The organism is Nocardia sp. NPDC055165, from assembly GCF_053606985.1.
Map to the genome: position 1 here is coordinate 69,833 of NZ_JBSGSS010000003.1, position 8,411 is coordinate 78,243.

The window sequence follows — 8,411 nt, forward strand, 5'->3', positions numbered from 1 at the left end:
TGCAGGGAGATAGCGCCGTGCAGGGGGATAGCGCCGTGCAAGATGCCGGCGCCGTGCAGGGACTGCGGGTCGCACAGGAATACAGTGTCGCGCCACTGGTCACCATGGCCGATGACGACAACTTGGCCAACGTAGTGTTCTCCAAGGCCGCTGCCGACCCGTCGGCCGTGGTGTTCAGCCGGAGAACGGCCGAGGGCTGGCTCGACGTCGGCTACGACGAGTTCGCCCGGCTCGTCCTCGGACTCGCGAAGGGCCTGCTGGCCAACGGGATCGGCGTAGGCGATCGGGTGCTGATCCTCGGCGGGACCGGTTTCGAATGGTCGGCGGCGGACTTCGCCGTGCTGAGCGTGGGCGCGATGGCCGTACCGGTGTATCCGACATCGTCGGCCGAGCAGATCCAGCACATCGTGGCCGATGCCCGTCCCAGCGCGTGTTTCGTGGAGACGATCGAACAGTGCGAGTTGATCGGTGCGGCGGCGGGAGATCTGCGCGGCCGGGCCTGGCTGCTCGGTTCGTCGTTTCCCGCGCTGGTCGAGCAGGGCGAGGTGATCGCCGACGCCGAGGCCACCGAGCGTCGGCTGGCAGTGCGCGCCGATGATGTCGCGACGATCGTCTACACCAGCGGCACCACGGGCGTCCCCAAGGGCTGCCTGCTGACGCACCGCAATATTTTCGCCGCCGCGGCCAACGTGGTGGAACTCCTCGACACCGTATTCCGCCGCACCCCGGCGGATCCCGCGTCGACACTGCTGTTCCTCCCGCTCGCGCACGTGTACGGGCGGGTCGTGCAGTTCGGGTGTGTATTGGCCGGAGTCCGCACGGGCCTGGTCGCCACTCCCGCGCAACTGCCCGCCGAACTGCCCATCTTTCGGCCGACGTTCCTGATCGGTGTCCCCTACGTCCTGGAGAAGATCCGCAAGGCAGCGCGTCAGGCACTCGGCGGTGATCGGTACGACGACGCGGAGGCGGCGGCGATCGCTGTCGGCCATGCGCGCAGGCGCGGTCAGCAGCCACCGGCGGACGCGGTGATCGACGCCCGGATCGGCGAACAGTGGCGTGGCATGCTCGGCGGGCGGCTCGAGCACATGGTCGCGGGTGGCGCGTCGCTGGAACCGTCGACGGCGGACTTCTTCACCGGCATCGGTGTGGAGATCATCGGCGCGTACGGCCTGACCGAGGCGTCGTCGACGGTCAGTATGAGTGCGCCGCACGCCAATCGGGCAGGCGCGGTCGGCCGACCGGTGCCCGGCACGACCGTCGCGATCGCCGACGACGGCGAGATTCTGGTCCGGGGCCCGCAGGTCTTCCCCGGGTACTGGCCAGACGGCGGCCATTCGGCCGAGAACTGGTTGGCCACGGGCGATCTCGGCCGGCTCGACGAGGACGGATTCCTGTTCATCACTGGCCGGCGCAAGGAGATCATCGTCACCAGCGGCGGCAAGAACGTGGCGCCCGCGCCGCTCGAAGACCGGGTTCGCCTGCACGCCTTGGTGAGCAACTGCATGCTCGTCGGTGAAGGCCGACCGTATGTGACCGCCTTGATCACCGTCGATCCGGTGGTGCTGGCTCGCTGGGCCGCGGAGCACGGCGTGGACGTGTCCGGCGGGGTCCCGACCGAGGACACCCGGTTGCTCGCCGAGATCTCCGCCGGTGTCGAGGCGGCGAACCGGCTCGTCTCCCGTGCGGAGTCGATTCGCCGGTTCGCCGTTCTCGCGGAGGACTTCTCGATGGAGAAGGGGCAGCTGACGGCCTCGTTGCGGCTGCGTCGCGCGGCGATCGAAGCCGACTTCGGCGCCGTCATCACCACGCTGTATCCGGATTAAGCCGCGCCCAGCCAGCAGAAGTACTCGAGATCCACCTTGGCGAGCAAGGCGCCGCTGTCGTCGTGCAGCAGCGCCTTTCCGGTGATATCGAACTGCTCCTCGGTCCTGCGCCCGACCACCTCGGCCAGGATCGGGGAGCTCACCGTGCCACTGGCGCGGATCCGGCCGCGGGCAGGCCGGAAGAAGGTGGCCTTGGTGCTGCGCAGCACGAAGGTCCGCACGTGCAGGATGCGCGGTGCGACGATGCCGGAAAACGCACCGGCACAGGCGACTTCGGCGGCGAGGAACAGCGCGCCCGCGTGCACCGTGCCCAGGTGATTGCTCATCGCCGGTGCCTCGGGGATCTCGGCCACCGCCGAGCCGGGGCCCAGCTCGGTCATGCGCACGCCCACCAGATTCACGAACGGGACGAGCGTGTCGACGGTCTTGCGGATCTGTTCGTAGTCCGGCGTCGCGGCACCGGTCATATTCGTCAGCCGAGCCTGTGCTGCGGCGATTCCGGGGGCCGGTTCATTTCCAGTTGGCATGCCCCAATTAGCCCATATCGAACCGTTTTTCGTGATGAACGGAAGTTGAATTCAACTATTCATCCGAGCTGCCGGATCGCTAATATTCGAAATCATTGTTCTGGAACATCTATTCATGTAATCCGATTGGAAATCGGTACGCGGATCGAGCGGTTCGACTCCGTAAAATCGCATCCGGGGCCATAAGCGTTTCATTTACTGAGGAGTCACCCTGATGTATGACGCGATTGTTGTCGGCGCGCGGTGCGCGGGTTCACCGGTTGCCATGTTGCTGGCGAGGCAGGGGCATCGAGTCCTGGTGGTCGACCGTGCCACGTTCCCGAGCGACACCATCTCGACGCACTACATTCAGCAGCGCGGGCTGGCCCGGCTGGCCCAGTGGGGCCTGCTCGACAAGCTGATCGCCACCGGTGTGCCGGCGATCAAGCGCATGACGGTGTCCTACCTCGACATCGTCATCGCGGGGTTCGCCGATCCCATCCAGGGCATCGACGCCACCTACGCGCCGCGGCGCACCGAACTCGACGCGATCCTGGTCGAGGGTGCCAGGGAGGCCGGCGCCGAGGTGCGTACCGGGTACACCGTCAGCGAACTGATCATCGAAGACGGTGTGGTCGTCGGTATTCGCGGTTCGGTCGCCGGTGGTGAGATCGCCGAGGAGCGGGCCCGCATCGTGATCGGTGCCGACGGCACCAACTCGTTCGTCGCCAACGCTGTCGGCGCCGAGACCTACACGAAGGTCGCGGCCGAGTGCTTCATCTACTACAGCTACTTCAGCGGCCTGTCGGTGTCGGAGTTCCACAGCCGGATCGGCGACAAGCAGCAGATCGGCATCTGGCCGACCCACAACGACCAGACCCTCGTGGCGGTCATGCGCAAGATCGACACCTACGCTGATTTCCGTGCCGACGTCGAGGCCAACTTCGTGAAGGTCGCTCGCGAGATCCTGCCCGAGTTCGCCGAGGAACTGGTCACCAAGGGCAAGCGCGAGGAGCGTTTCACCCCGATGCGGTACCCGGACAACTACCGCCGCCAGTCGCACGGCGAAGGCTGGGCGCTGGTCGGGGACGCGGGGTACCACAAGGACCCGTTCACCGGGCTCGGCATCTCCGACGCGTTCGACTACGCGGCGCTGCTGGCCGAGCGGGTGCACGAGGGTCTGAGCGATCAGCGACCGATGGCCGAGGCGCTCGCCGATTACCAGCGCGAGCGTGACGAGAAATCGCAGTCGAGTTTCGAGTTCACCTGCACGATTTCCACGCTGGAACTGACTCCGCAATTGCTGGCCGTTTTCCGTGCGCTGGAAAAGAACGAAGAATATGCCACGGACTTCTATGCGATGGTCGGCGGCGGAATGACCGGCGAGGAATTCTTCGCGCCGGAACGCATCGCGAAATTGCTCGGTGCCAACGTATGAGCTGATGGTGCTCGGTGACAGTTTCGCGGAGGGGCGCGGCGGTTCGGTCAACTCCGACGGCTCCTTCGCGGGATTTGTCGCGCACGTCGAGCACCTGCTCGGAATTTCCGGCGCGATACTGAACCTCGGCTCCTACGGGGCCACCACCCAGGATGTCGTCGACCGGCAACTGCCGATCGCCCTGGCCGCCGATGCTGCGCTGATCGGCGTGATCGTGGGCGGAAACGACCTGGTCACCGACTACGACCCGGATCGCTTCCGCCGCAACCTGCGTCATATCTATGCCGGGCTGGCGCGCCCGGATCGGCTGGTGTTCACCACGAACTGGCCGAATATCCCGGACCGCCTGCCCGGCCTGCCCGAATCCGTCCGCACGGTGTTGCGGTCGCGATTCGCGCAAGCCAACGACTATCTCGACGACCTCGTCCACGAGTTCGATCTCGTGCGACTCGATTTGGTGAACGCACCCATCACCGCGGACCCGGTCATGTGGTCCCCGGACGGCATGCATCCGAGTCCGGCGGGCCATCAGCTCATCGGTACGGCGATGGCCGACCTCATCGACGAGGTCCGGACTGTGCGAGTTTCGCAACTCTGAGCAGAAGACAAGGGATAGCAACCATGAACGACCACCTTCGGCACTCCGAAGACCCGGCCATGACGCGGCGACTAGCCGACAATCCGATCGCGATCGTCGGACTGAGCGGACTGTTCCCCATGGCCGCCAACTTCCGTGACTTCTGGCAGAACGTCGTCGACGCCGCGGACTGCATGTCCGACGTGCCGGCCACGCACTGGAACCTCGACGACTACTACGACGCCGACCCGACGGCGCCCGACAAGACCTATTGCCGCCGTGGCGGTTTCGTGCCCGAGATGCCGTTCAGCGTCACCGAGTTCGGGCTGCCGCCCAACCAGCTCGAGGTCACCACGGTCGTGCAGTTGCTGAGCCTGCTGGTGGCTCGTGACGTGCTCGCCGACGCGGGCGCTGTCGGCTCGGACTGGTACCGGCCCGAGCGCACCGGTGTGGTCCTCGGCGTCGCCGGACCGACGACACTGTCGCACCCGCTGGCCGCCCGTCTGTCGACGCCGGTGCTCAAGGAGGTCATCCGCAGCTGTGGGCTGACCCAGGCCGACGCCGAACAGATCGCGCAGAAGTACGCCGACGCCTTCCCGTCGTGGGAGGAGAACTCGTTCCCCGGCCTGCTGGGCAATGTGATCGCGGGCCGGGTCGCCAACCGCCTCGATCTCGGCGGCATGAACTGCACCGTCGACGCGGCGTGCGCCAGTTCGCTGTCGGCGGTCCACGTCGCGATCAGCGAGCTGGTGTCCGGTCGCGCCGACATGATGATCACCGGTGGCTGTGACACCGAGAACTCGATCTTCGGTTACCTGTGCTTCAGCAAGGTCGGGGCGCTGTCGCGGTCCGGTGTCATCAAGCCGCTCGACGACAGTGCCGACGGCACCCTGGTCGGCGAGGGCATCGGCATGATCGCCCTCAAGCGCCTCGCCGACGCCGAGCGCGACGGTGACCGGGTGTACGCGGTGATCAAGGGCATCGGATCGTCGAGCGACGGGCGGTTCAAGAGCATCTATGCCCCGCGCGCCGAAGGTCAGCAGGCCGCCCTGCACCGCGCCTACGAGGACGCGGACTGCTCGCCCGCCACGATCGGGCTGTTCGAGGCACATGCCACCGGCACCCGCGTCGGCGATCAGACCGAACTCGCCGCCTTGAACGCGGTGCTGCGCGAGGCCACCGACGAGACCGGGTACGCCGCGATCGGCAGCGTGAAATCCCAGATCGGGCACACCAAGGGCGCCGCCGGTGCGGCCAGCCTGATCAAGCTGGCACTGGCGTTGCACCACAAGGTGCTGCCGCCGACGATCAATGTCACCGCGCCGAACAAGGCGCTCGACGATTCCTCGCCGCTCTACATCAACACCAGGACCCGGCCGTGGATTCGTGATCCGCACCGGCCGCAGCGTCGTGCGGCGGCATCGGCGATGGGCTTCGGCGGCACCAACTTTCACGCGATCCTCGAGGAAGCAGCCGAGGGCCGCGGACACGCGCTCACGATGCACCGCACCGCGCGAGTCCACCTGTGGCACGCCGCCTCGACAACCGAACTGGCGAGCTTGCTGAGCTCGGACGCCGCCCCGAACGGTGACGCCGGGATTCCGGCCGAGCACGCGCGCGTCGGGTTCGTGGCGCGCGACGACGAGGAAGCATCGGCACTGCGCGCACTGGCGGTGACCGAACTCGCCGGTGACGCCGACGAATGGACGCATCCGCGCGGCATCGTCTTCCGCCGGCGCGCCATGCCCGATCTGAAGATCGGCGCGCTGTTCGCCGGTCAGGGCAGCCAATACGTGGACATGGGCCTGGCCGCGGTGCTGAACAACCCCACCGTCGCCACCGCCTTCGACGAGGCCAACGCCGTGTTCGCCGACGCCGCCCGGCCGCCGGCCTCGGTGGTGTTCCCGGCGCCGGTGTTCGACCCCGAGCTGCGCAACGCCCAGGAGGCGACGTTGCGGCGCACCGAGTTCGCGCAGCCCGCGATCGCGGCGCTGTCGGTGGGCCAGTACCGGTTCCTGGCCGAGCGCGGCCTGACCTGCGAAGGGTTCATGGGCCACAGCTTCGGTGAACTGACCGCGCTGTGGGCAGCGGGTTCGCTGGACGCCGTCGACTACTTCACTCTCGCCAGGGCACGCGGAGCGGCGATGGCGATCGACACCGACACCGACGCGGGCACGATGGCGGCGGTACAGGCCGACCGTGAACAGGTCAGCGCGATCCTCGCCGACCATCCCGACGTGAGCGTGTGCAATCACAACGCACCCGACCAGGTGGTGGTCGGCGGCGGCACCGCGGCTGTCGCGGAGTTCGTCGCGGCGGGCCGGGCACAGGGACTGACCGTGCGCGAGCTGCCGGTAGCGGGCGCGTTCCACACCCGCTACGTCGCCCACGCGGTCGAGCCGTTCAAGGCCGCGGTGAAGAGCGTCGCCATTCGCGCCCCCAAGACCAAGATCTACGCGAATTCCCGGGACGCCGAATACGGTGCGCGGGTCGCGACCAACCGTCGCGTGCTCACCGAGCAGTTGCTCGAAACCGTCGAGTTCGTGGCAGGTCTGCGGGCCATGCAGGCCGACGGCTGCAACGTGTTCGTCGAGTTCGGCCCGAAGGCCACGCTCACCTCGCTCGTGCGCCGGACGCTCGGCGCCGAGGTGATCGCCCTGTCCACCGATCAGGGCCCGACCGGCGACAGCGACGTGGCGCTCAAGAAGGCGGCGCTGCAACTGGCGGTGCTCGGTGCGCCCATCGTCGACATCCACCGCCACGACGCCGCACCGTTCGCGGTGCCGGAGGCGCCCGGCATGGTCGTGCGGCTCAACGGCCGCGATTTCGTGCCGGAATCCCGGAAAGAACTCTACCGCAAGGGAATCGAGGAGCAGCTCGTGTTGGAAGCCGTCACGCAGGCGCGAGAGGCCGCCGAAGCCGAGGCCGCGGCACAGGCGCAGGTGGCCGCGCGAGCGCATACCGCCGAGCGGGAGCGCCTCACCACCGAGGCCTACGCCGCCGGTCGGAACGAGGCCGCGCGGACACCCGCCGTCACTCGGGAACTGGTGAGCGCCGAAGCTCCGGCCGCCGCGCCGGTCCGGGCGGAGTCGACCATCGGGCATCAGCCCGCGACCGGATACGACGTGGCTGCCCAGCAGCACCTCGACATCCACAGCCGGTACGCGCAGGGTCAACTCGAGGTCGCCGAAGGGCTGGTCTCGGTTCTGCGCGACGCCCAGCGCACCGGTGGCGTCGATGACCGCCTGCACGAGACCGTGCACGCGATCAAGGAACAGAGCCTGGCGATCGGCCGGACCCATGTCCAGGTCAACGAGATCCTCGCCTCGCTGTCCGGCCTCGAACTCGGGTCCCCGGCGCCGACCGTCGATACCGCGAGCACGAACGGGACGAACGGCTTCCACGCCGAACTCCCCACCGGCAACGGGAACGGCAGTCACACCTCCGCGGCGACGCTGCTCGACCACCGGACAGTCGCTGAGCCCTCGGCGCCGAACGCTGTGGCGACTCCCGAACCACAGCCGACACGAGCAGCGGATGTTGCCACGGCGCGCCGGACAGCCGACATCGAGCCCGCTCCCCAGGCCGCGATGCCCGCCGCCGTCACGGTGAGCGAGGCCCCCGCGCTCGATGCCGACGCGGTGTGGTCGGTGTTGTCGCAGGTGGTGTCGGACAAGACCGGCTACCCGACCGACATGCTGGCGTTGTCGCTGGATCTGGAAGCGGACCTCGGGGTGGATTCGATCAAGCGGGTTCAGATCATGGGTGCGGTCGGTGAGCGTATCGAGGGTGTGCCTGCCGTGGGCCCGGAGCAGGTCGCGGAACTGCGGACCCTGAACGACATCGTGGACTTCGTTGCCGCGTCTGTGGTTTCGGGTCCGAGTGCCGCCCCGGCGCCGACCAGTCCGGCGCTCGATGCCGATTCGGTGTGGTCGGTGCTGTCGCAGGTGGTGTCGGAGAAGACCGGTTACCCGACGGAGATGCTGGCGTTGTCGCTGGATCTGGAGGCCGATCTCGGGGTGGATTCGATCAAGCGGGTTCAGATCATGGGTGCGGTCGGTGAGCGT

5 protein-coding genes are annotated in these 8,411 nt (G+C 67.7%); 4 read left to right on the forward strand and 1 reads right to left on the reverse strand.

Annotated elements, in window-relative coordinates:
* The first annotated feature begins 35 nt into the window (after positions 1 to 35).
* A complete protein-coding gene (locus ACWFRF_RS07090) occupies positions 36 to 1,823 on the forward strand; it encodes an AMP-dependent synthetase/ligase (protein ID WP_452449184.1) in 1,788 nt (595 codons plus the stop codon).
* Here ACWFRF_RS07090 and ACWFRF_RS07095 read toward each other — a convergent pair.
* Positions 1,820 to 2,350 (reverse strand): PaaI family thioesterase, encoded by a 531-nt coding sequence (locus ACWFRF_RS07095; protein ID WP_452449185.1) that lies wholly within the window; start codon positions 2,348 to 2,350, stop codon positions 1,820 to 1,822. The two genes, ACWFRF_RS07090 and ACWFRF_RS07095, sit on opposite strands and share 4 nt — an antisense overlap.
* A 214-nt stretch (positions 2,351 to 2,564) precedes the next feature.
* On the opposite strand from ACWFRF_RS07095, the gene ACWFRF_RS07100 reads away from it, so the two are divergent.
* The 3 genes from ACWFRF_RS07100 to ACWFRF_RS07110 form a co-directional block, all read left to right on the forward strand.
* Positions 2,565 to 3,767 carry an NAD(P)/FAD-dependent oxidoreductase gene (locus ACWFRF_RS07100; RefSeq protein WP_378988896.1) on the forward strand — a complete coding sequence of 401 codons (1,203 nt, stop codon included), beginning with the start codon at positions 2,565 to 2,567 and terminating at the stop codon, positions 3,765 to 3,767.
* Positions 3,754 to 4,365 carry a GDSL-type esterase/lipase family protein gene (locus ACWFRF_RS07105; protein WP_452449186.1) on the forward strand — a complete coding sequence of 204 codons (612 nt, stop codon included), beginning with the start codon at positions 3,754 to 3,756 and terminating at the stop codon, positions 4,363 to 4,365. The genes ACWFRF_RS07100 and ACWFRF_RS07105 overlap by 14 nt, the downstream gene beginning before the upstream one ends.
* Before the next feature lie 23 nt (positions 4,366 to 4,388).
* Positions 4,389 to 8,411 (forward strand): beta-ketoacyl synthase N-terminal-like domain-containing protein (locus ACWFRF_RS07110; protein WP_452449187.1); only part of this gene is annotated, 4,023 nt, incomplete at its 3' end.